We start from the raw sequence: 19,931 nt of genomic DNA, 5'->3' as shown, positions 1-19,931 counted from the left end.
CAGCCAGGATCAGTTTTTCATGTTCTTGAGCTTATCATAATTAAGTACTGTAATTGTACCACCTTTGATGGCGATAAGCTGCTCTTCTTTAAAATCCGAAAGTGTGCGGATCACAGTTTCAGAAGCTGTACCTACAATATTGGCCAAATCATCCCGGGAAATAGTTATCTTAAAGGGATCCGGGCCTTCCGACTTGTATTTATCGTGCAGCATCACCAGCGCTTCAGCCACTCTCTTACGAACCGAATTATAAGCCAGCTTCAGCAAACGCTCCTCCATTTCACGGATATTATTGGAAAGCATCCTGATAAATTTCACGGCCAGCTCCCTGCTTGAACTGAGAAGAGAAGAAAAATCCTCTTTTGGAATAAAAACCAACTCCACTTCTTCCAGGGCAGTCGCAGAATCCTGATACGAAAGGCCCTCCAGTAGCGCATTGTATCCGAAAAAATCTCCAGGCTGGAAAAGACCAGTAATAAACTCCTTCCCGTCTGCATTGATCCGGAAAGTTTTCACCTTTCCTTCGGAGAGAAAGAAAATTCCATTCGGATAAGTGCCTTCGTGATAAATATTTTCTTTCTTTTTAATCTTTCTGCTTCTACGTTTTTCTGACTTTTCCACGATTACTTCCAGTGACACGGCATCCTCCAGAAACTGATCCAGGCCCTGAGCATCCCGGGAAAACTCTCCCTTTAATTTTTCGCTTTTTTTCAGTCGTATCTCCACTGCGGTAAGCAGTTCCATATCATCGAATGGTTTCGTAAGGTAGTCGTCTGCTCCCATGGACATTCCTTTCCGGTAATCAGACTTTTCCGCCTTTGCGGTGAGAAAAATGAAGGGGATGGATGCCGTGGCCGGATTGGTGCCCAACATGTGTAACACGCCATATCCGTCCAACTCCGGCATCATGATATCACAAATGATCAAGTCTGGATTATCACGGAGAGCAGCTTCAACCCCAATTTTCCCATTGACCGCTGTTGTTACCTTGTATCCTGCGAGTTCAAGAATCTCACATGTGTTCTCCCTCATTTCAGGGTTGTCTTCAATCAGTAGAATTTTTTTCATGTTATTGGAATGTTAAGTGTAAACGTTGTACCTTCTCCTGCGCGTGAATTGAAGGATACGTCTCCTCCCAGTACTTCCGTGTATTTCTTTACGATATTAAGACCTAAACCGGTTCCCTGAATATTTGTAGAGTTCCCGGCACGAAAGAACCGGTCAAACACATACGGCTGATCCTCTTCGGGTATACCAATTCCCTTATCGGTTACCGAAATGTACACACATTTTCCGTGGTCGGGTGAAGTCTTGATCAGCACCTCTGTATCTTCAGGTGAGTATTTTATGGCATTGGAGACCAGGTTATTCATTACATTCTTTAATATCTGTCGGTCTGAACGGATCACACAATCCGTCTGATGAAATTCCGCCCTGATGGTTTGCCCTTTTTTTGCAATGATCCGGATCTCGTCAATGACTTCCTCCAGAAAACTCTTCAGATCAAAGTTTGACAATGTAGCCCTTACTGCTCCTTCTTCCAGTTTGTCCAGCGACAGAAAGTCATTCAGAATCTCAGTGAGGTTCTGAACGGCGGATTTAATACGTAGAACATGCTTGCTTCGCTTTTCACTATCTTCCACTTTCTCATACCGCGCGATCAGGGAAACGGAAGATAAAATTGTTCCCAGTGGAGTTCTGAACTCGTGGGAAGCCATGGTTACAAAGCGTGATTTAAGTTCATTCAGCTGTTTCTCACGTTCGAGAGCCTTTAAAACTTCTCTTTTAGATTCTGCCAAATTACGAATAGCGTGCGCAAGCTCTTCCGTTCGCTCATGCACCTTACTTTCAAGTTTTCTGTTCAATTGAGCCAATGCATCGGATGTTGTACGTAATTGCTCCAGCGCCACCACCAGATCCCGTTCACTCCGCTTACGGTCACTGATATCTATTATAAAGCTCATGATGTACTCTCCATCAGAAGTCTTAAAATGACTTAATGAAATTTCCACCGGAAACTCTTTGCCATTTTTATCCACCGCCATCAGATCCATACCTTTTCCCATCACCCGTGAATGAGGATCCTTCACATATCCTTCGCGGTGGCCGAGGTGCGCTTTTCGATGCTTCAAAGGAATCATCTCCTCCACTGTCTTTCCTGTAAGATCTGAATCACCGAACATGACGATAGCTTTCGGATTAGCCAATACAATTTTGCCATCCCGGTCTGTTACAATAATGCCTTCCGTGGCATTTTCAAACAGAGCATCCAGCAGCTCTTTGTCCTTTTTCATCTTCTTAACCTGAAGAAGCACGTTTTTCGAACCGGTAATCACTGGTTCAAAGGTCTCCGCAGGGTCAGGTCGAAATTATGATAAAAATCAGCTTCTGCAGTGATAGCTGTCGCACAAATCGCAATTCCGGTCGGAATTTTGACCAATTCCACGAAAAAAGACCCTAACAGAGCCTTGTCTAAACCACCTGCCCAAGTCTGTGGGCCAGTTTTAGCAGCTCCCGGTCGATAGGGCGCTTCCCCTTTTTAACACCTTTCAAAGGAGCCACTCCTATCCGTGCTTTGTTATATGTTACCAGCAATCCACTTTTCCTCTTCAGAACACAATCGGCCGCTTTGCTTCCCATTGCGGTTCCGAGGTACCTGTCGAAAACGGTAGGTACACCTCCTCGCTGAATATAGCCAAGGACCGAAACTCCGGGATTAAACCTGCGGATTCGTTTTTTCATTCGCCGTGCAATATCCATTGCATGCCCGGCATCATCTCCCTCCGCTACTACTACGATCATTGGTGATTTATTCTTTCCGAGATGCGCCCTCACACTTTTCTCAAGCATGTCCATTTTGGATCGGGTTTCCGGAATGCAAATCACCTCAGACCCGGTAACGATACCCGATAAAAGGGCTATATGACCGGCATCTCTACCCATCACTTCTACAAAAAAAACTCGATTATGAGAAGTAGCGGATTCCCTGATCTTATCAATCGCTTCTACCGCATTATTAAGGGCGGTGTCAAAGCCGATACTATAATCTGTACCTGCCACATCATTGTCAATGGTCTTAGGAATCCCAATCACCTTTATAGGGAACTCTCCGGCAAACACACATGCTCCAAACAACGAACCATTTCCCCCAACAACCACTAAGGTATCAATGTCTCTTTTTGCTAGCTGTTCAAAAGCCTTTTTCCGGCCTTGCCTTGTTCGGAATGCAGCTGAACGGGAGGAACGTAGTACTGTACCCCCAACAGGTAACAGACCGGAGAACATTCCAGATTCTATGTGTATGAAAAGGCCATGTATAAGCCCTTCATAACCTTCCAGAATTCCCCAGACCTTTACTTTTCTCCGGATCAAAGGAATAACTACCGCTCTAAGTGCTGCATTGATTCCAGGAGCATCACCTCCGGTGGTTACTATCGCTACATTTCTCATTCTGCGAAGATAGTGCCCGGAATGAAATACTCCCAATATGACTTAAGTCACTATCTTAGCATGACTGATTTCATGACCCGGCCTTTTATTCACATATAACTTTACTTATCCACTCTCAAGACCTATGATCAAATTCAATCCTGGCAAAATTCTGATCCCAGTAGACTTTTCGCCTGTTTCGCTGAACGCTGTGAATCATGCGGTATTTCTCGCCAAACGCTACAAATCCGAGATAGTTCTTCTTCATGTTATGAAAGATCTGACGGATCATTCAGGCGTGTTGGCCAGTACACCTGAAATGAAAAAACTCAATGGTCAGGTCGGAAAAACAACGGAAAAGAAACTGGCAGAGCTGTGTAAAAAGATCCGCAAAGAGTCGGGGGTAAAAGCAGAGGCAGATGTTTCAACCGGAAGTATCCCTCGGGAAATTGTTCGCGTATCAGAAGACAACAGTGTTGACCTGATAGTGATGGGAACTCATGGTTACTCCCCTTTGGAGGAATTTATACTAGGCAGTAATGCACTTACGGTGCTGCAGCTTTCATCCTGTCCGGTAATGACTGTTCGGGAACGGACGGAGCATATGTATTCGCGCGTGGTTATTCCAATCGATCTTTCCGAACATAGTCGGCAGAAGGTGAATGCTGCGGTAAAACTGGCAGGAAAATACGGTGCAACGGTATATGCACTTGGCTTGTTGGGGCCAGGTGAGAAAGCCGAGAAGAAAAAAATGGAGGTCATCCTGAAGCAGATTGTATCGATTTGTGAGAAAGAGGATGTAAATTCACATTCCGAAGTAATTATTGCAGAAAAGAACAGAAGTTTCAGCACACTTCAGTTTACCAGAAAGATCAAGGGAGATTTGATTGTGATTATGTCAGATCAGGAAACTGAGTTTTCCGGGCTTTTGCTGGGGCCTTATGCACATCAGGTGATTAACCATGCCCATGCACCGGTTATCTGTTTTAAGCCGGAGGTTCATCCTGAACGGATGAACTGGACTGAGGTTGGAAGCTATGCCTGAATTTCACTGAGCTGATGCGTTCTCTTACCTTAATGGTATTGGTTGTTGCAGCCGGCGTCATTCTCCTTGCCGTTAAGGTATACGCATGGGTAATTACTGGATCCAACGCTATCCTTGCTGATGCAATGGAATCTATTGTTAATGTCGTTGCGGGCACATTCGCAGCCTATACTATTCACCATGCGTCCAAGCCGATGGATCGCAACCACCCCTATGGTCACGGAAAAATGGAATTTTTCAGCTCCGGATTGGAGGGCTCGTTTATATTTATCGCAGGGCTTGTTAGTGTGTATCGCGGTGTTCAGGGATTCTTTTCCCCGCCGGAACTCAAAGCGCTTGACCTGGGCGCCTGGTTAACCGCAGTGTCTTTGCTTGTGAATGGAGGAATGGGGCTTTACCTTCTGAGGAGGGGAAAAAGGGAAGGCAGAATTGCCATTGAGGCCGATGGGAAGCACCTCCTGAGTGATGCGGCTACAAGCATCGGACTTCTTCTGGGTCTTATAATCATTCTCTTTACACAATTGTTCTGGATCGACAATGTTCTTTCGATCATTTTTGGAGGGGTAATAATCTACAGCGGTTACCATCTCGCACGCCGGTCCGTTTCAGGTCTGATGGATGAGGCCGACTTTGATGTTCTTAAAAATGTAATCAGCCACGCTAACAATCACCGCAGAGAAAACTGGGTCGACGTTCATAAGCTGCGTATCCAGAAATTTGGCAACCGATATCACATCGATGCGCATCTGACTCTACCCTATTTCATGACTTTGCACGAATCGCATGAAGAGGTAAAAGCGTTTGAGGAGATAATGGAAAGCAAATATCCCGAGGCGTTGGAAGCGTTTATACATACAGACCCCTGCGAGCCGCCAGCTTCTTGCGGAATCTGCCTTAAACATGATTGCTCTTTCCGGAAACACCTGTTTATAAAACGAACCGATTGGTCGCTCGATAATGTCACAGGTAATCAAAAACATTCAGGTTCTGCCTCACTTCCTGAGTGAATCCGGAAGTACAAGAACCGGTCGGTCCGCATGAAACAACACTTTCTTCGTGTTAGGAAGATTCAGGAGTCTCTCATACCATTTGTGTTGGTGAGGCACTACCGCCACCCACCCAATATCATGCGTGGCAGTGAAATGATGTATCCCCTCCGGCACACTTTCTTCCTCAGGAAAGTAATAAATATGATTAACTGCTTCCAGGTAGGCATCCAAATGTATACCGGCAACCGACTGATTTACATTAAACTCCGAATCAGGCTTCACAACATTTAACACAAATACCTTGGAATTGAAAATAGCTGCCAGCTCTTTAAGCGGCTCAAGAACCTGAGGGCTTGTCCTGCTGTCGTAATCACATGCGAACAAGATACGCCTGGGACGATTATAGACCACCTTGTCAGGAATCACCAGCACGGGGGCATGTGAATGGCGAATAAAGGAAACGGTGGTACTCCCAATCAGATAGTCAGAGAGCGGACTCCCATGAACTATACCCATCACCACCATATCTGCCTTTAATTCTTTCTGCATCGAGTCTATCTCCTCATTTGCGAAGCCCGGCGCAAAACGGTATTCCACTTTAATGCCAAACTCACCCGACAGTTTTTCTGACTCCTTCTCCAGTAATCGCTTAATATCGTCTTCCGTGTCCTGCAATGTCCATGTAACCACACCGCCTTCGCTCACCGGTACCTGCACATGATACGTATGAAAAAGCACCAGTCGTGCCCCCACCTCTTTACACAAATTTGCAGCGAAGCTGGCGGCATTTCGCGCGGAAGGTGAAAAATTGGTTGCTGCCAGTATGGTTTTCATCACTTATTGGTTTTTTTCAGAGCATCTGCCATTTTCGGAAAGAGTGCCTCTTCCTCGAGAAAAAAATGTGTGTTTATCTCCTGTTCCAGTTGAAAAAACTGCGCATAACACAATTTCAGAGAAGGACTGGAACGGGGGTCAGGCTGAAATTCGGAAGCAGTCTTCTTGATCACTGCAAGTCCGTTCCGGATTTGCCGATGATCTCTTTTGAGACGCTCAATCTGATGCAACAATTCCTTACGTGTAACGCTGCCGGAAACCTTTGCCCACTCGTTTGAGTTGAACACTGGAAACAACATGCGTGTTTCCCGCTCCTGATGATCCCGGAACATTTCCTTCAACTCTACGAATTCTGAATATACCGCCGGCAAACCGGGATTCACCTCTGCATCAATACTCAATGCTGCTTCAAGCAATACTTTAATGTTTTCAAACAAACTGTAAGTTGAACGCATGTGATCCCCCTCCACCATCCGCATCAGTTCGGAGGAACTCACCAAATCACCAGAACCGGATCTTAAATTCATGCAACAATATTACTCTTGCCGACGACCTGTAAAAATGACTCCTGTCAGAAGTAATCCTGACATCCATCGGAAACTAGTTCCAAGCGATATTTTTACCACCCTCTGCTTGCAAAAAACTCAACGTGCACAACAACCCAGGGACGATAACGCAGTGTCCAGCCCTTCGTTCCCTTGATCTGATGTGAAAGGTAGCGTGATCGCAGATCCTGCGTCAATCCCGTATAAGTAATTTGACGGGATACCGAGTATAATACATATACTACGTATTCGATGTAGCGAGGGAGGGAATTGAACCCTCGACCTCAGGGTTATGAATCCTGCGCTCTTACCAACTGAGCTACCTCGCCTTATATTCATAGAGCTGAACCCTCGTCCGCCGCGGCGGATTTGAATCCTGCGCTCTTACCAACTGAGCTACCCCTCTTTAAATCAGGGCGCAAATATACCTTTTTTAAAAAAATATGAACCCCTAAGTTTGAGTTATATATTTTTTTATATATTGCCTGCCAATCAATTACGAATGGGAAAACAGAAGAAAAAGACCGCTAAAAAATCCCCTGCCAGGGCACGGTCTGCTGCTTCAGGTAAGAAGACGAAGAAGGTTGTATCCAAGTCTACTTCCCGACCCGGTATGTTGAAAAAGAAAGGTTTAAAGAAGGTTGCAAAAAAGTCCGCAAAACCGGCAAAAAAGCCTGCCAAACCAGTGCAAAAAGCAACCATTGTCTCGAAATTAAAACCAGATTCAAAGCCCCTGAAAACTACTACCGTAGCTACAAAAAAGGTGATGGTAAAACCGGTAGCAAAATCAACAGCCGTTCTGCCGCCCCCCCCGCCTCAAGCGATACTGGCCGTGCCCTCACGAAGCAAAAGAGGCAACAGTTCCAAAAAACCATTATTACCACCGCCACCGCCGCCGCCGCCTCTGAAAAAGGTGATTACAATCGTTAAGTCGGAGAGCGACAGAAAAAAACCGGAACCTGCCGGGAAATACACCTTTGAATACATTATTCACTCCCCCATTGCCATTATATTTGAGATGATCTCGACGCCGAGCGGCCTGAGTGAATGGTTTGCCGACGATGTAAATGTAAAGGAGGGGGCCTTTGTGTTTTTTTGGGACGGGATTCCCAACATGGCTAAGTTGGTGAATTATAAAGATGACCGCTTGGTGCGCTTTCAGTGGGAGGGACGAAGTGACGGAAAGTATTTCGAATTCAGACTTCAGACAGACGAACTCACGAATGAAGTTTCTCTCTTCGTAACCGACTTTCTGGAGGAAGGGGGAGATTTACCCTCCGCCCGACTTCTGTGGGACAAGCAGATTTCGAATCTGAAACACGTATTGGGTTCCTGACCCTTTTTATCAGAATATCGTGCAACTCTTTCTGAAAAATTACCGGGGATTCATCCTGCCATTCCTGATCTTTATGGCAGCAGGTGCGTGGATACAGATGACCTTCAGCAAAGCTGATCTGCATCTTTTTCTTACGTCATTTCATACGCCGGCCGGGGACAAGATTGTTCCCTTCCTTACCTGGTTGGGAGACGGCTGGTTTATTACAGGAGTGACGGTACTTTCGCTCTTTTTTCAATACCGAACAGCTTTGATGCTTGGAGCAGCGAATCTGATTGCATCCGGCATTACTCAGGTACTGAAGACATTTGTTTTTGACGACCACGACCGTCCCTCCGAATTCTTTCAGGGCATTACAAATCTACACCTGGTACCAGGTGTAGAAATCCATGCCCACTACTCCTTTCCGTCCGGTCACACAACCATTGCCTTTGCTACCTGCCTGATCTTTGCCGGCATGAAAAGAAGTGTGCTTTGGCAATTGAGTTGGTTCACTGGAGCTCTCCTTATTGGAAGCACCCGAATCTATTTATCACAGCATTTCTTCAATGATATCTATGCCGGTGCTGCCATAGGAACTTTTGTAGCATGCATTTCTGTTCTGTTGACAGCTAAATTTGGAGGTAAACGCCTGGACGGCGCACTTTTCAGGAATCAATAAGCAAGCAATCGGTCAATATCCTGTTTGAGACGGGAAAGGGCAAGGTAGTTCTTCTCCAGTGGGATCGCGAATGGTACGGGGGTATCCAGTGAACAACATCGAATGACAGGTGCATCTAGCGACTCAAAGCAATGCTCGGTGATTAACGCTGATAATTCGGCACCTATCCCTCCCGTTAGATTATCCTCATGCAAAATTAACACCCTACCTGTCTTTTTTACGGAAGAATAGATGGTTTCCGTATCCAGTGGCGATAATGTTCGTAAGTCAATAAGATCGACACTCAGGTTAGGATATTGATCCAGAACCTGAAGGGCCCAGTGCACGCCGAGTCCATAGGTTATCACGGAACAATGCTCCCCTGATTTAACCACCCGTGCCTTACCGAAGGGCAGGGTATAATAACCCTCCGGAACAAGTGATGTAACAGACCGGTATAATGCTTTGTGCTCAAAAAAGAGCACCGGATTAGGGTCTTCAAAAGCAGAGAGTAGCAAACCTTTAGCATCTTCCGGGAAGGCCGGGTATGCGATCTTCAACCCGGCAGTATGAAAGAACCACGCTTCATTGCTTTGTGAATGAAAAGGTCCTGCACCTACCCCTGCACCTGTGGGCATGCGGATCACCACGTCTGCCGCCTGACCCCAACGGAAATAAGATTTTGCAAGATTATTGCAAATTTGCGTCATTGCTTCTGATACAAAATCCGCAAACTGCATTTCTACCATGGCTTTCATACCTTTAACAGATAAGCCATACGCCGCTCCAACAATTGCACTCTCGCACAACGGAGTATTTCTCACTCGTTCCTTGCCGAACTTTTTTACAAAACCATCGGTAATCTTAAACACACCGCCATACTCCGCAATATCTTGTCCCATCAACACTAATCCCGAATGCGCCTCCATAGCGAGGGATAATCCATCGGATACCGCATCGATCAACCGCATCTCTTTTCCACCGGAAGGAATTTCTCCGCCGGAAGGAACGAAAGGACAGAAAACATCCCGGATTTCCTCCTCTGTGTCCGGCATGACTTCGGGAAGGGCGAAACACTTTTCTACTTCAGATGCAATTTCTTCGGTAATTGTTTTACGAAAAGCATCACGCTCTACTGCGTTTAGAATTCCCGCGTCCATCAAATAGCTCTCGTAGGTAGTTACAGGATCCTTCTTTCCCCAAACTTCGAATAATTTAGGATCCACGTATTTGGTGCCACTGGCTTCTTCGTGCCCGCGCATCCGGAAGGTGATAAGTTCGAGCAGCACCGGGCGGGGATTCTTCCTGATTTGCTCTGCAATTCTTTTCACCTCTCTATATACCGACAGGATATTATTCCCGTCTACCTGAACAGCTTCTATACCGTATCCAAGGGCTTTGTCGATAAACTGAGCACACCGGAACTGTTCAGAAGATGGCGTAGACAAACCCCATCCGTTATTTTCCACCAAGAAGATAACCGGCAGGTCCCATACCGCGGCTGTATTCAGAGATTCATGAAAATCTCCCTCACTTGCTCCACCGTCACCTGTGTAAACCAACGTTGCCTTATTCTCCTTCTTCAATCGGGTGGCCAATGCGATCCCATCAGCTATTCCCATCTGCGGGCCCAAATGAGAAATCATACCCACGATATGGTGTTCATTCGTGCCAAAATGAAAAGATCGTTCACGTCCTTTGGAATAACCTTCTTTTTTGCCCTGAAACTGCGCGAACAACTTCCACATTGGGAGCCCCCTGGCTGTGAATACTCCAAGATTTCTATGCATTGGCAGAATATACTCGTCCGGATGCAACGCGAGCGTGGCGCCAACTGATCCGGCCTCCTGACCGATCCCTGAAAACCATTTTGAAATTCTCCCTTGCCGTAGCAAAATCAACATTTTCTCCTCAATGAGCCTGGGCTTGAGAAGTTCCCGGTAGAGTCGCAACAACTCACTGTCAGGAAGTCCTTTAGATTGAAAAACGACCGGGTCATTTGCCGTGATCATACCGGGCAAAAGTACTAACTTTGAGGCTATGAACACTTCCTCTTTTCTTGTAATTGCTCTGGTTTCCGCATCGGTGATTTATCTGGCACTACGCTACCTTTTCAAACGAAAACAAGCGGCTTGCGGCAGGGGATGCGGTTGTGAAAGCCAAATCACCAAAGAACAGAAGTAATTACTTTTTCGGCCCGTCTTTCGGAATAGTCTTTTTGGTTCTTTTTCTCTGCAGTGAATCCTGAATCCGGGTACTATCGGCCCGCCACTTCTCAAGGGAATCAGCAATCAATTTATCAAGGGAGTCCTGCTGCGCCATCATCTCCTCTATCATCCGTTGCTCATCAATCTTTCCAATACTGTCAAGGCTGTCCTGCATCTTTTTATTGCGGGCGGCAACTTCCTCTTCCGTGGGTCCGCAGGCTGTGAGCATCGCAATGACCGGAAACGCAAACAATGGAAAAAATCGATTCATCCTGACAGACTATGTCTCAAAGATAAGAAAGCCACGAATTCATTAACTTTGACCATGCGTCTTTGGCTAGTATTACTTCCTTTCCTTCTGCTTTTCGCCTGCAGGAAATCAGATACAACTGCTCCCGATCTGCAATTGCTTGGAGGTGATAGCATTACACAGAACCTGCCCTTAACGGCAGGTGCAGGGGTTTTTATAGATCCCGGATACATTGCCGAAGATGACGAAGATGGTGCCCTCACGGGTAATGTGTCTGTTGTTAACTCCGTAAATCCCAACAGAAAAGGTGAATACAGTATTATTTACACAGTTACGGACGAATCTGGGAATACCACACAGCGGATACGCCATGTATTTATAATTAATGAAGCAGAAATATTCGGAGGTGCTTATCCAAACTGCCGGGATACGCTCTCCTCCTCCGCAGTATCCTATGCGGCCAATCTGGTTGTTTCTGATACTGTCAACAGACTAGTGCGCATCATCAATTTTTCGAATTATGCTTCGTGGATATGGGCTACATTGGGCGATAGCAGCATTTTAGTTCCTGCGGGCCAATATCTTGACACGAATCTGACGCGCTATATTGACAATATATTCACTCCGCCCACGTTGATTCTGAATAATAATCCACCTACACGTCTTCGCATCCGTTATAGCTGGACAGATGGAATGAGTGCTGATACCTGCACAGCATGGTTACAACGCTGAGATTACCTTACTTTCTTGTTCTGATTCTTTCTTTGTCACTTCTCTCCTGCAGAAAAGATGACAAAACTCCCCCGGTAATAACGCTCAACGGTGCTACCTCTGTTTCACTGATTATTGGTGATTCCTATACGGATCCAGGAGCCACTGCACAGGATGACCGCGATGGGGACCTCACACGGAAAATTGATGTCAGCGGTGGCGTTGATCCCGATCAGGCCGGCTCCTATGTTATTACTTATTCGGTCAGTGACTTTTCAGGGAACAAATCTACTTTGGAAAGGAGTATTTCTGTAAAGAACACTATGGATGCTTACCGGGGTAGTTACCTGGTGCACGACAGTGTTTGGGGCGGACCTCTTACAGATTATCCTGAAACGATTCTGGTCTCAACTACCGTTAACGACCGGATTATCCTGAACCACTTTGGAAATCTGGCAAATGCGGCCATTTATATTGATTACTATACCGTCGGAGATCAGTTTAATGTGCCGTCACAAACGCTGGTCTGCGGCACTCCTCCGCTGTCAAGAACGTTCAGCACCCCGGTTCCGGGTACTCTTATAGGCACAAATCCTATTCGGTTCCGAATGAACTATCAAATTGTAGAGGGTATGAACACTTTGAATGGTACGGCAACGTACACAAAGCAATAAGAACTCAGATAGCCTGGCTCCGCCCAGGGTTCCGCTGAGTTAGCCTTTTTAGATCTCCCCCCATCAAGGTTGCAAATGATGTATTACTTTTGCTCCCCTGACCCTGTGACACATAACTATTTCGTAAAGCTGGCATTTGACGGCACATCCTACCATGGATGGCAAATCCAAAAGAACACAGCCGAAACCGTACAGGCGACTGTAAACCATGCTTTTACAACGATATTAAGGGAAACTTGTTTTTTAAATGGCTGCGGAAGAACTGACACTGGAGTGCATGCACGGGAATTCTTCGCAGACTTACAAGTGAAGGGAAATAATCTGCAAAACGACAGGGAACGCACGCTATTCAAGATCAACCGCCTTTTACCCGAAGACATTGTTATTCTTGGAATCTATGATGCCCTTCCGCTTGCCAGTGCGCGTTTTGCAGCTACTCGTCGAACCTATGAGTACCTGATCTCTCTGCGCAAGGATCCATTCCTGAACAACAAAGCCTGGCAAATTCATGACATACCGGATCTGAAAAAAATGCAAAAGGCTGCAGAACGATTGTTACATCATAAGGATTTTGCCGCATTTTGTCGTACAGGTGGCGGACAAAAAACAACGGTGTGCACAATCCACCATGCTGAATGGGTAAGAACGCAAGATCTTTATGTGTTCCGAATTACGGCTGACCGGTTTCTCCGCAACATGGTAAGAGCTCTTACTGGAACTATGATGGATGTAGGTCGTGGCAAACTCAGTCTCACCGATTGGGATGCTGTTATCCGCGGACGCGACCGTAAGAAAGCGGGAAAATCTGCATTAGCCTGTGGACTTTATCTTACACGAGTGGAATACCCAAAAGACACCTTCAAATGAGTGAAAGTTCCGGTGTAACGGGAAAGGCATTTGATCTAAAATTGTTCAGGAGAGTGATTTCCTATGCACGCCCCTACCGTGCGGTTTTTGCTCTGTGCATACTACTCACTTTTTTATTATCCTTTCTCGCCTTCGCCAGACCTGTACTGGTTATGTTCACAATCAATGAGTACATCGTGGATCATCCAGACACGGGAATGCTTACGCGAATGTTCTTTATTCTCCTGTCGGTACTCCTTACTGAAGCGTTGTTTCATTATCTCAATTCCTATTATACTTCCTGGCTGGGGCAGCACATTATCCGTGATATTCGCGTACAGCTTTTTCATCATATTTCTGGATTAAAATCGAAATATTTCGATAACACGCCGATTGGGATGCTGGTAACACGCACGGTTTCGGATATTGAAGCAATTGAAGAAATTTTTTCACAAGGATTTATTGTGATCGCAGGAGATATTCTTACGCTTACTGTATATGTTTCCGGAATGTTTATCATTGACTGGCGATTGTCTCTCATTACTCTTTCCACATTGCCATTGCTGCTGATAGCAACCTGGGTGTTTAAAAATGCTGTAAAATCGGCCTTCCAGGATGTTCGCACTCAAATAGCCCGGTTGAATGCTTTTACACAGGAGCACATTACAGGGATGAAAATCGTACAGGTTTTTCATAGGGAAGAGAAGGAACTGGAGAAATTCCGTGAAATCAATAAAATGCACCGTGATGCTAACATCCGATCAGTATGGCACTACTCTGTTTTTTTTCCAATAGTGGAAGTATTGTCTTCCGTATCAATTGGCTTGCTGGTGTGGCGTTCGGGCGCTGATGTATTCAGTGGACGTGTTGGTGTTGGAGAGATCGTGTTCTTTCTTATGATCGTGCAGATGTTTTTCCGCCCCATCCGGATGCTTGCAGACCGCATCAATACTCTACAGATGGGTATGGTGGCCTCCGAACGGGTCTTTAAAGTACTGGACACCCGGGAATCTATATCGGATAACGGAAAGTATGTTCCTGAAAAGTGGAAAGGAGCTCTGGAAGTGAAAAATCTATGGTTCGCCTACAACAAGGAACATTATGTGATAAAAGGGATAAGCTTCAAGGCGAACCCCGGTGAAACGCTGGCTATTGTCGGGGCCACAGGTGCCGGAAAAAGTTCAATAATAAACCTTCTGAACCGGAGTTATGAATTCAATAATGGTGAAATCCTGCTCGATGGGGTAAATATCCGCGACTATGATCTTCCGGAATTACGGCGATCCGTCGGTGTGGTATTACAGGATGTTTTTCTCTTTTCCGATACTATCCGGAATAATATTACGCTGTATCAGAACATACCTGATGCGGTGATTGAAGAATCTGCCAAAGCTATCGGTGCATGGGAATTCATTTCCAGGTTACCCGGCGGACTCGATTTTAATGTCATGGAGCGCGGGGCGGTGTTGAGCGCGGGGCAACGTCAGCTGATCGCATTCATCCGGGCCTATGTTTTTAAACCACATCTTCTCATTCTGGATGAAGCCACAAGCAGCGTGGATACAGAAAGTGAGCTAATGATTCAGCGAGCAACGCAGAAAATAACTGAGGGCCGCACGTCCATTGTGATAGCTCATCGTCTGGCAACTGTTCAAAAAGCTGACCGTATTCTGGTTATGGACGGTGGAGAGATTATAGAGGAAGGCTCTCACCAGGAGCTTCTCCGGAAGAACGGTGCGTACCGCAAACTATTTGATTTACAATTCAGCTGATCACTTCAATTTTTTCACACGCTTCAACTGAAGAAGGTTCATCGCGTTGGGATGAAGTCCTACCACCTTGCGGTTAACCAACCGGAGCACCTCATCATAATACAATGGCATTACCACTGCCTCATCCATAAGGATCTGGTCCATCTCGCGGTAGAGGGCATATCTTTGCTCGCGGTTGTTCACTTTCAGTGCAGAATCATACAATCGGTCAAACTGCTCGTTTTTAAAATGAAAATAATTAGATCCTTCCGGTGAGAAGTTCTTTGAATAGAAAATGGAAAGAAAATTTTCTGCGTCTGCATAGTCCGCCACCCAAGTCTTCCTGAAGAACGGCAGCTTGGAATTCTCCACCTCATCCCGGTGAACTACCGTCTGATTAATATTAATCCGAATATCGAATCCGGCATCCTCCATTTGCACTTCCATAAATTCACTCAGCTGCTGAAAGGGAGGGGTAATATTCATTACAATCTGAGGCAAACCCTTTCCGTTGGGATAACCCGCATCTTTGAGAAGCCGGCGAGCTTTCTCTGGATCATAGGTGTATCCTGTTACTGCCGGAGCATAGGAAGGCATTCCAACAGGAATAAATCCTGCCACGGCCGGTACGCCTATTCCCTTTCGCAGATATTTGATCATCTTTTCCTTATCCACAGTATAATTTAACGCCTGCCGGATCCGCTTGTCAAGCAGTGGATTGTTTTTCATCTGATCCAGTGATCCATCCACCAGAAACCCCATGTAGTCGGTTTTCATAAATGAAGATTTCTGGATCAGAAATGAATCAGTATAACGCGCTTGAAGATTGCCCTCGTTATCCAATACCATATCCCGGTTAATCACATCTGCTCCTGAAACCATATCTAACTTTCCTGCCATAAATTGTCCCATCATGGCTTCGCGGTCACGGATAAACGTTACTGTAACGGCATCAAGAAAGGGTAGCCGAACACCGTTCTCCGTTTCAAAATAATTGTCATTTTTTGCCATCACGAGCTTCGATCCCTCCTCCCAAATACGGAATCGGAACGGGCCTGTTCCAACAGGGTTATACCTCCACTCTTCCCCGTAACGCTCTGCGATTTCCACAGGTATTACAGAGAAATACTGCATGGTGAGCACCTCAAGAAGCGGCGGATAAGGATCTTTCAAAAAAATCCTGAATGTGCCGGTATCCGGAGAATCACATCCGTGTGGACGTGATGGATCCGACAGGTCCATCAAATGGAAAAGGAATTTGGCAGATTGTTCACTGGGATGCTCATGCAGCCGGATGAATGACTTCAGGAAATCATCTGCTACAACCTGTCTGCCCTTTCCATCCGGAAAATATTCGTTGTCGTGAAAGAATACGTCGTGCCTCAGTTTGAATACATACACTTTTCCATCATCCGAAACAGTCCATGAAGAAGCAATGGAGGGAATCACATGCAGGGAATCGTCTAACTGCACCAGCCCGTTAAAAAGCTGGTTTACGGCCCAGATATTCTCCAGATTATTTGCAGCCGCCGGGTCAAGAGACGTGATACCGGCCATCTCGTTATACCGGAAGATCATCTTATCGGTGACGTTATCCGGAGCCCCACAGGTGCAAAGCAAGACCGGGATGATAATAATGAGCCATTTTCTCATGGTGTAATAATACGGTGTATGCCACGCTGTCCGTCTCCGCCCCAAAAGGAGATAATAACAGTGTTTTCAACAAAAGCCCCCCTGGAATACGATACGCGGGGGGGGATCATGAGCACCCTGAGTACATGCCGGACCTTCTGCGTATCTTTGCCTTCTGTGAAAACCGTGGCCTATCATACCCTGGGGTGTAAACTGAATTTTTCAGAAACTTCGGCTATTGCCAGGCAACTCAGTGAGGCGGGATTTATTCGTAAGGATTTTGAATCGGCAGCCGGCATATATATCATCAACACCTGCAGCGTAACAGAAAATGCTGACCGGGAATGCCGAAAATTAATAAGAGACGCGCTAAAGCGGAACCCGGCCGGGCTGATAGTGGTAACGGGGTGCTATGCCCAACTCAAACCGGAGGACATTTCACGTATTCCGGGCGTAGACATAGTACTTGGAGCCGGCGAAAAATTCAACATAGTGTCATACCTCGCGGATATATCCAAACGAACGCAGACTGAAGTACATTCCTGTGAAACTTCAGCACTTCAGGATTTTGTACCGTCGTTTTCATCCGGTGACCGTACGCGCAGTTTCCTAAAAATTCAGGATGGATGCGACTATCCATGCACCTACTGTACAATCCCAATGGCAAGGGGAAAGAGCCGTAGCGGTTCCGTCTCCGGCATCAGGGAACAAGCTGCCAGCATAGCCAGTAAAGGAGTTCGGGAAATCGTACTTACAGGTGTGAATATCGGTGATTTCAGAAACGGCAATGAGACTTTTCTGGATCTCATCCGTGTGCTCGATGAAGTGGAAGGAATTGATCGTTTCAGGATATCCTCTATCGAGCCGAATTTACTTACAGAGGAAATCATTCGTTTTGTTGCCGGCAGCCGGCGATTTGCGCCACATTTTCATCTTCCCCTTCAAAGTGGAAGCGACCACATCCTTGGATTGATGAAACGAAGATACCGCTCCACGCTTTATCGCGACCGACTGGATCTCATACGCAAACATATACCTCATTGCGCCATTGGTGTGGATGTGATCGTTGGCTTTCCGGGAGAAACAGAGAAAGAATTCATAGAAACGTATGAGTTCCTGCGCACATCCGACGTTTCGTATCTGCATGTATTCACCTATTCAGAACGCGACAACACCGAAGCCCTTCACCTCGGCCACCCGGTTGATCCGCGGGAGCGAAAAAAAAGAAACCGTACATTACAGATACTATCGGATAAAAAACGCAGGATATTCCGTCAGCGCTTTGAAGACACCCCGCGCCCTGTGCTTTTCGAAGCCGGCGACCCCAACGGTATGATGCACGGATACACGGACAATTATCTTAAAGTAGTAATGCCATACCGATCCGATCTCGTTCGGAAAACACACAATGTACTCATCCAGCCGGAAACTCTTCCGGAACCAGAAATCATTCACTGATGTATCCCAACCTGTATTACGCTTTCAAGGATCTTTTCGGTATAGAAATCGAATTTCTGAAAATGGTACAGAGTTTCGGGTTTTTTGTGGCGGTCGCGTTCCTAGTCTCTGCTTGGGTTTTTGCCAAAGAATTAAAACGAAAGCAGGAATTGGGCTTGCTTACCAGCACCTCCCGCAGAGTTCGGAAAGGTGTTCCACCCACCTGGAAGGATTACCTGCCTTCACTTGCAGGAGGATTCATCTTGGGATATAAACTTCTCCTTATTATAATAGATTACGATGATTTTCTGAACGACACTCAGGGCTTCATTCTGTCGGTACGTGGCAATCCGGTGGGAGGTATTATTGGCGCCGGTCTGTTTGGCTATCTGCGTTACCGTGACTGGACAAAAGAGCAAAAAAAATACCCGCAACCAGAGGAAGTGAACGAACTCATGCAGCCACATGAACATGTCGGAAGCATGACATTGCTGGCAGCCATCGGGGGCATTCTTGGAGCGAAATTATTTGACGCACTGGAAGATCCCGGAAAATTTGTGCAGGATCCCCTTGGCGTATTGTTTTCCTTCGCAGGGCTGGCCATGTACGGCGGATTAATTGTTGGAGGATTATCTGTTCTGTGGTATGCCTTTAAAAACAAACTAAACCTGCTGCATGTGATGGATGCCTGTGCCCCCGGCCTCATGCTCGCCTATGCTATTGGAAGAATTGGCTGCCATGTTGCAGGAGACGGGGACTGGGGAATTGTAAACACCGCGCCAAAGCCGGAATGGATGAGCGGATTACCGGACTGGTTGTGGTCATACAATTATCCTAATAATGTTAACGGCGACTGTGGATCACCCTTCTGCAATTGGGATGAAACGCCCTACCTCCTGGAGTCGGTTTTTCCCACGCCCCTCTATGAAGTGCTCATGTGCATGGCATTGTTTGGAGTGCTTTGGGTCCTGCGTAAAAGACTTCTTATTCCCGGCTTGATGTTTTCTGTGTATCTTATCCTTAACGGCGCAGAACGCTTCGCAATTGAACAGATCCGGATCAACATCACATATTCTATAATGGGAACACAGGTTACACAAGCAGAAATTATAGCGGTGGTGCTTATATTGCTTGGAATTTTTGGCATCTACTGGTCCAAAAAGAAAGCCGCCGTGTCTTCGAAAGAAACCTGACTTTTAATTATTGTTGCAAACAGAGTTCGCCTCCTTCTATCCTGAGGCCTTTTGGGTTTTTCCTGTTATAGAAAGTGAGTTCACTGAGGTAACAATTGCCTTCCGTACGAACAATTTTAACATGGATTTTGTCGCCCTTCCTGAAATTGATGTCCTTTACAAGTGCTTTCCTGAAGGTAAGAATATACTCACAATCATTCACCCATTTAACGGACCAGATCATTTGTTTTGTGCTGTAATCCCAGCTTTCCTGAATCTTTCCCTTTCGCACACTCTTTTTTCCAGGAAGTGTGGGATAAATAAACGTTCCCTCTTTAAACTTGTTACAATCCGGCGTTTGCGCACAAACCGCCACAGATAGAAATAAGGAGAACAGAAACAAGAAATTGTATTTTATGACCATGCGTTGCAT

At 46.0% G+C, this 19,931-nt stretch carries 22 protein-coding genes and 1 tRNA gene; 11 read left to right on the top strand and 12 right to left on the bottom strand.

Translation table 11 applies throughout. The annotated features are described in order from the left end of the window. Nucleotides 1-9: 9 nt before the first annotated feature. The 3 genes from IT233_11865 to IT233_11855 form a co-directional block, all read right to left on the bottom strand. Nucleotides 10-1,068 (bottom strand): response regulator, encoded by a 1,059-nt coding sequence (locus IT233_11865; protein MCC7303328.1) that lies wholly within the window; start codon nucleotides 1,066-1,068, stop codon nucleotides 10-12. After that, nucleotides 1,065-2,294, bottom strand: a complete 1,230-nt coding sequence (locus tag IT233_11860) for a PAS domain S-box protein (GenBank protein ID MCC7303327.1) — start codon at nucleotides 2,292-2,294, stop codon at nucleotides 1,065-1,067. Before IT233_11860 ends, IT233_11865 begins: the two co-directional genes overlap by 4 nt. 178 nt (nucleotides 2,295-2,472) lie before the next feature. Beyond that, nucleotides 2,473-3,450, bottom strand: a complete 978-nt coding sequence (locus tag IT233_11855; GenBank protein MCC7303326.1) for an ATP-dependent 6-phosphofructokinase — start codon at nucleotides 3,448-3,450, stop codon at nucleotides 2,473-2,475. 124 nt (nucleotides 3,451-3,574) lie between these two features. Between IT233_11855 and IT233_11850 the strand changes: the two genes are divergently transcribed. Both IT233_11850 and IT233_11845 read left to right on the top strand, forming a co-directional pair. Then, a complete protein-coding gene (locus tag IT233_11850; protein ID MCC7303325.1) occupies nucleotides 3,575-4,474 on the top strand; it encodes a universal stress protein in 900 nt (299 codons plus the stop codon). Between the two features lie 14 nt (nucleotides 4,475-4,488). After that, on the top strand, nucleotides 4,489-5,481 hold the full coding sequence (locus tag IT233_11845; protein MCC7303324.1) for a cation transporter: 993 nt from the start codon (nucleotides 4,489-4,491) through the stop codon (nucleotides 5,479-5,481). On the opposite strand, the gene IT233_11840 is transcribed toward IT233_11845, so the two are convergent. From IT233_11840 to IT233_11820, 5 genes are all read right to left on the bottom strand, one after another. Further along, on the bottom strand, nucleotides 5,467-6,297 hold the full coding sequence (locus IT233_11840) for a universal stress protein (GenBank protein MCC7303323.1): 831 nt from the start codon (nucleotides 6,295-6,297) through the stop codon (nucleotides 5,467-5,469). The genes IT233_11845 and IT233_11840 overlap by 15 nt on opposite strands. Further along, a complete protein-coding gene (locus tag IT233_11835) occupies nucleotides 6,297-6,824 on the bottom strand; it encodes a hemerythrin domain-containing protein (GenBank protein MCC7303322.1) in 528 nt (175 codons plus the stop codon). Before IT233_11835 ends, IT233_11840 begins: the two co-directional genes overlap by 1 nt. 92 nt (nucleotides 6,825-6,916) lie before the next feature. Next, nucleotides 6,917-7,096, bottom strand: coding sequence for a GIY-YIG nuclease family protein (locus IT233_11830; protein MCC7303321.1), 180 nt, complete (start codon nucleotides 7,094-7,096; stop codon nucleotides 6,917-6,919). A 1-nt stretch (nucleotide 7,097) separates the two neighbouring features. Continuing rightward, nucleotides 7,098-7,171, bottom strand: a tRNA-Met gene (locus IT233_11825). A gap of 163 nt (nucleotides 7,172-7,334) precedes the next feature. Then, entirely contained in the window at nucleotides 7,335-7,544 is a 210-nt protein-coding gene (locus tag IT233_11820) for a hypothetical protein (GenBank protein ID MCC7303320.1), read from the bottom strand. 283 nt (nucleotides 7,545-7,827) lie between these two features. Here IT233_11820 and IT233_11815 point away from each other — a divergent pair, with 283 nt between their 5' ends. Then, nucleotides 7,828-8,178, top strand: coding sequence for an SRPBCC domain-containing protein (locus IT233_11815; protein MCC7303319.1), 351 nt, complete (start codon nucleotides 7,828-7,830; stop codon nucleotides 8,176-8,178). 19 nt (nucleotides 8,179-8,197) lie between these two features. After that, nucleotides 8,198-8,839 (top strand): phosphatase PAP2 family protein, encoded by a 642-nt coding sequence (locus IT233_11810; protein ID MCC7303318.1) that lies wholly within the window; start codon nucleotides 8,198-8,200, stop codon nucleotides 8,837-8,839. Here the strand turns inward: IT233_11810 and IT233_11805 are convergent. Next, nucleotides 8,833-10,830, bottom strand: coding sequence for a dehydrogenase E1 component subunit alpha/beta (locus IT233_11805; protein ID MCC7303317.1), 1,998 nt, complete (start codon nucleotides 10,828-10,830; stop codon nucleotides 8,833-8,835). The genes IT233_11810 and IT233_11805 overlap by 7 nt on opposite strands. Nucleotides 10,831-10,858: 28 nt before the next feature. Between IT233_11805 and IT233_11800 the strand changes: the two genes are divergently transcribed. Then, complete coding sequence (locus IT233_11800; protein MCC7303316.1) at nucleotides 10,859-11,002, top strand: FeoB-associated Cys-rich membrane protein; 144 nt, start codon at nucleotides 10,859-10,861, stop codon at nucleotides 11,000-11,002. On the opposite strand, the gene IT233_11795 is transcribed toward IT233_11800, so the two are convergent. Next, complete coding sequence (locus IT233_11795) at nucleotides 11,003-11,296, bottom strand: hypothetical protein (GenBank protein MCC7303315.1); 294 nt, start codon at nucleotides 11,294-11,296, stop codon at nucleotides 11,003-11,005. It abuts the gene before it with no gap. A gap of 54 nt (nucleotides 11,297-11,350) precedes the next feature. Here IT233_11795 and IT233_11790 point away from each other — a divergent pair, with 54 nt between their 5' ends. From IT233_11790 to IT233_11775, 4 genes are all read left to right on the top strand, one after another. Beyond that, a complete protein-coding gene (locus IT233_11790) occupies nucleotides 11,351-12,007 on the top strand; it encodes a DUF5011 domain-containing protein (GenBank protein ID MCC7303314.1) in 657 nt (218 codons plus the stop codon). After that, nucleotides 11,992-12,660 (top strand): DUF5011 domain-containing protein, encoded by a 669-nt coding sequence (locus IT233_11785; protein ID MCC7303313.1) that lies wholly within the window; start codon nucleotides 11,992-11,994, stop codon nucleotides 12,658-12,660. The genes IT233_11790 and IT233_11785 overlap by 16 nt, the downstream gene beginning before the upstream one ends. 105 nt (nucleotides 12,661-12,765) lie before the next feature. Beyond that, nucleotides 12,766-13,527 (top strand): tRNA pseudouridine(38-40) synthase TruA, encoded by a 762-nt coding sequence (gene truA, locus IT233_11780; protein ID MCC7303312.1) that lies wholly within the window; start codon nucleotides 12,766-12,768, stop codon nucleotides 13,525-13,527. Continuing rightward, nucleotides 13,524-15,278: an ABC transporter ATP-binding protein gene (locus IT233_11775; GenBank protein ID MCC7303311.1), complete on the top strand. Its 1,755-nt coding sequence runs from the start codon at nucleotides 13,524-13,526 to the stop codon at nucleotides 15,276-15,278. The genes truA and IT233_11775 overlap by 4 nt, the downstream gene beginning before the upstream one ends. Here IT233_11775 and IT233_11770 read toward each other — a convergent pair whose 3' ends face one another. After that, nucleotides 15,279-16,910, bottom strand: coding sequence for an ABC transporter substrate-binding protein (locus tag IT233_11770; GenBank protein MCC7303310.1), 1,632 nt, complete (start codon nucleotides 16,908-16,910; stop codon nucleotides 15,279-15,281). A 108-nt stretch (nucleotides 16,911-17,018) separates the two neighbouring features. Between IT233_11770 and mtaB the strand changes: the two genes are divergently transcribed. Together mtaB and IT233_11760 are read left to right on the top strand one after the other, a co-directional pair. Continuing rightward, nucleotides 17,019-18,347, top strand: a complete 1,329-nt coding sequence (gene mtaB, locus IT233_11765; protein MCC7303309.1) for a tRNA (N(6)-L-threonylcarbamoyladenosine(37)-C(2))-methylthiotransferase MtaB — start codon at nucleotides 17,019-17,021, stop codon at nucleotides 18,345-18,347. Next, nucleotides 18,347-19,519, top strand: a complete 1,173-nt coding sequence (locus IT233_11760; protein MCC7303308.1) for a prolipoprotein diacylglyceryl transferase — start codon at nucleotides 18,347-18,349, stop codon at nucleotides 19,517-19,519. The genes mtaB and IT233_11760 overlap by 1 nt, the downstream gene beginning before the upstream one ends. Before the next feature lie 7 nt (nucleotides 19,520-19,526). Here the strand turns inward: IT233_11760 and IT233_11755 are convergent, their stop codons facing one another. Next, entirely contained in the window at nucleotides 19,527-19,922 is a 396-nt protein-coding gene (locus IT233_11755; protein ID MCC7303307.1) for a hypothetical protein, read from the bottom strand. Nucleotides 19,923-19,931 lie beyond the last annotated feature (9 nt).

Source organism: Bacteroidia bacterium (assembly GCA_020852255.1).
Classification (GTDB): domain Bacteria; phylum Bacteroidota; class Bacteroidia; order JADZBD01; family JADZBD01; genus JADZBD01.
The sequence above is the reverse complement of the archived record's forward strand: the minus strand, read 5'-3'. Positions and strand labels throughout refer to the sequence as shown.